This is a genomic window from Bradyrhizobium sp. (genome assembly GCF_049581145.1).
GTDB lineage: Bacteria > Pseudomonadota > Alphaproteobacteria > Rhizobiales > Xanthobacteraceae > Bradyrhizobium.
This window is the reverse complement of the sequence record NZ_JBAURI010001230.1, coordinates 1-3,314: the sequence shown is the minus strand read 5'-3', so window position 1 is coordinate 3,314 and position 3,314 is coordinate 1. Positions and strand designations below refer to the sequence as shown.

General features: G+C 65.5%; 2 protein-coding genes and 1 pseudogene. All 3 read left to right on the top strand.

Annotated elements, in window-relative coordinates; all coding sequences use genetic code 11:
• Window positions 1-1,118 (top strand): annotated as a pseudogene (locus WCB02_RS39190) (hypothetical protein); the annotation flags it as partial.
• A gap of 211 nt (window positions 1,119-1,329) precedes the next feature.
• Entirely contained in the window at window positions 1,330-2,085 is a 756-nt protein-coding gene (locus tag WCB02_RS39185) for a thermonuclease family protein (protein ID WP_423967698.1), read from the top strand.
• 280 nt (window positions 2,086-2,365) lie between these two features.
• On the top strand, window positions 2,366-3,142 hold the full coding sequence (locus WCB02_RS39180; protein WP_423967696.1) for an LssY C-terminal domain-containing protein: 777 nt from the start codon (window positions 2,366-2,368) through the stop codon (window positions 3,140-3,142).
• Window positions 3,143-3,314: the final 172 nt, after the last annotated feature.

The following is a 3,314-nucleotide window of genomic DNA, read 5'->3' as shown; positions in this document are numbered from 1 at the left end:
GGAAAGGCATCGCCGAGCCGATGTGGCAGCCGATGCAGATCCGCCACCGCTCGGCCTATTACGACGCGTTCTTCACCGAGGCGCTGCTCGGCTTCGTCGACACCGGCCTCGCCTCGGCCGCCGACATCGCCGCGGCACGCCGCGCCATCGCCGACATGGTGGCGTTCTGCCTGGTGACCAGCCGCGAGGAGGTGCGCGCGCTGGACGGCAGCAGCTTCACCGTGGTCACGGCGCTGGCGCCGTTGCCGCATCCGCGATTTTCGCGGTTCTTCGCGCAGATCAAGCAGGATCTCGGCTTCGGTGTCTACGTGCCGGATTGCGATACCACGGCCTGCTCGTTCTCGGCCGCGACGCAAGCCGGCTCCGACGATCCGATCCTGAGCCAGCCGCTCATCGACTTCTACGCCGGCTACCAGGTGCGCAGCGGCGCCAACGAGCCGCGCGTCACGGTGCCGCTCAACGACCATATCGAGTTCGAGGGCGGGGTTGCGACCTGGATCGACAATGCCGCCGGCGAGCGGCCGTTCGGCAACGATCTCGATCCGACCCTCAATCTCGACATCCTCGAGGTCTCGTTCCGCAACCTCGCCCGCTGGAAGATCCTGGAGACACCACAGCGGCTGGAGACGGTGCAGCGCATCATCGGCTTCCAGCGCCGGCTCGCCGACAGCGGCGCCTTCACCGATCCGCGCTCGCATATCTATTATCTCCCCGAGTTGTACTGCGCCTATTTCGGCCGCTGCTATGCGGCCTTCATCGCGCTGCCGCTGGCCGCACGCCGCGCGATCGATCCGACCGGCGCGTTCGACCTGATCCGCACCCGCGTGCTGGCCTATGTGCAGGGCGAACTGATCACGGCCGAGATGAACGTGTTCGACGCGGCGCTGGCGCTGATCGCGCTCGGCCAGCTCGGCGCCGAGGTCGCGAGCTTCGCGCCCGCGCTGCGCTGCATCGTGACCCAGCTCGGCGAGGGCGGCCGGCACGGGCCGTACCGGGCCTATGAGTGGAACAAGATGAAGACGCCGACGCGGATTTTGGTCGGCGGCCCCGAAGTCACCTCGGCCTTCGTGCTGATGGGCCTGGCGCTGGCGCGCCGGGCGATGACGGGACGGAGTTGATCGGGCGGTTGCCGAGGGGTAGGGTCGTAATTGGAGATCTATCCATGCTTTCTTTGCGGCGCAACGGATTGCTTCGCTGCGCTCGCAATGACGGAGTATAGACGGATAGCGGAGAGTTGAGGACAATCGGCCCCGCGTCGCTGGCCTGACGGCCAAATCCGCACCACAATCGGAGCGTCTATCGAATCGCGCCCTTTTGCTTCGGTCATTTATGCTGATGAAGTTCCCGCTCGCCATCCTGCGCCTGCTCGCGCCGAGCCTGCTGTTATCAAGCCAGCTCCCCTCAAGCCCAGCACGCGCCGCCGACATCAGCGGCGTCGCGAAGGTCCACGAGGGCGATCAGGTCCAGATCGGCAGCAGCCGGATCCGGCTGCTTGGCATCGACGCGCCTTCGGTCGATCAGCTCTGCCTCAATACCAGGGGCGAACGCTGGACCTGCGGAGTTGCCGCGCGCGACGAGTTGATCAAGCACGTCGACAACAAGAGCTGGACCTGCCACGGCGAGCATGCCGATCGCCGCGGCCGCATCATCGCGCGCTGCGAGATCGACGGCGAGGACATCCAGAAATGGATGGTGAAGAACGGCTGGGCACTGGCCTATGACCGCGCCTCGCACGACTATGATGCCGACGAGGCGCAGGCCCGCACCGCCAAGGCCGGGCTGTGGCAGGGCGCGTTCATCGCGCCATGGGACTGGCGCGTGCGCAACAAGAAGACGGTGATCCTCGGCACCGTCAAGGTGCCGGACAATGCCCGCGCCATCCTGCTCGCCTCGGCCTCCGGCGAGGTCGCGCCCTCGCCCGACTGCACCATCAAGGGCAACGTCAACAGCGCCGGCGAATGCATCTATCACAAGCCGACCAGCCGCTGGTATGCGCAGATCAAGATGAAGATCAGCAAGGGCACGCGCTGGTTCTGTTCGGTGGAAGAGGCCGAGGCCGCCGGCTGCCGCGAAACGAAGCGATAGTTTTGCTGCGTCACCGGCTTCTCATGGTGAGGAGGCGCGTCAGCGCCGTCTCCGGACGATGCTTTGCATCGCCTGGAGAACCATGAGGCCCCGCTGCGTATTTCCGGGCCTCGTCCTGCGAGACGCATCGCTGGCGCGATGCTCCTCGGGATGAGGGTACAAAGCCGGTTATGACGCGATAGAAGAAGCTCCAGTCTTCTCCAATCTGCGAGTCCACGCCGTGGCCGATCAACCCATCGACCTGCAAGCGAAGGCGACGAAGCATGCGCAGCTCGATCAGGTGCTGCTGACGCTGCTGACGGCGGTGCTGGTCTATACCGTCGTGGCCTATCTGGTGCTGCCGGTGTTCTGGACCCATTATGAGCACCAGAAGGGGCTCGCGAGCCTGCCGATGGTGACGCGGACGGCGCAGGGCATTCCCGGCGATCCCATCAATGTCGGGCTGATCGGCAGCGACAAGGAGGTGCTCTGCGCGATGAACCAGGCCGGCTGGTACCCGGCCGATCCGGTGACGTTCCGCTCCTCGATCGCGATTGCCGGCAGCGTGCTGCTCGACCGCGCCTACAAGGACGCGCCGGTCTCCAACCTGTTCTATCTCGGCCGGCGCGAGGATCTCGCCTTCGAGAAGCCGGCCGGCAAGAGCGCCGACCAGCGCCATCATGTCCGGTTCTGGAAGGTGATGGATCAGGGCCAGGAGCAGCGGCCGGTCTGGCTCGGCGCCGTGACCTTCGACCGCGGCGTCGGCGTCAGCCATTTTACCGGCGCCATCACCCATCACATCAGCGGCGATATCGACGCCGACCGGCTGCTCTTGATCACCGACATCGAAACGGCCGGCATGGCGACCGCAAAATATCAGGTGACCGGCATCGGCCCGACCATGGGCGCCATCAATGGCGGCGGCGATCTCTATTTCACCGACGGCGAAGTGTGGATCCTGCGCCTGGTCGAGGACTGCCAGAAGCGCTCCGCTGCGGTCAACGTGATCCCGAGCCCGCCCGCCACCGAGCTGAAGGATCAGATCTGGCATGCGATCGCAACAGCGCTCGGGAATTAGCCTGATCGCGCCCGCAACCGCGGTCAGCTGCGTGCTCAGGCGTTCGCCCAAACGCCGTCATTGCGAGCGCAAGCGAAGCAATCCATCGTGCCGCAAAGCAAGTATGGATTGCTTTGCTTCGCTCGCAATGACGGGGAGGGAGCGGTGGCCGACGTCACATGAGCGGATCGTC

What these genes read in the sequence shown, in the direction of transcription:
- WCB02_RS39185 (WP_423967698.1), top strand. Translation starts at nt 1,330, where the DNA reads ATGCTGATGAAGTTCCCGCTCGCCATCCTGCGCCTGCTCGCGCCGAGC.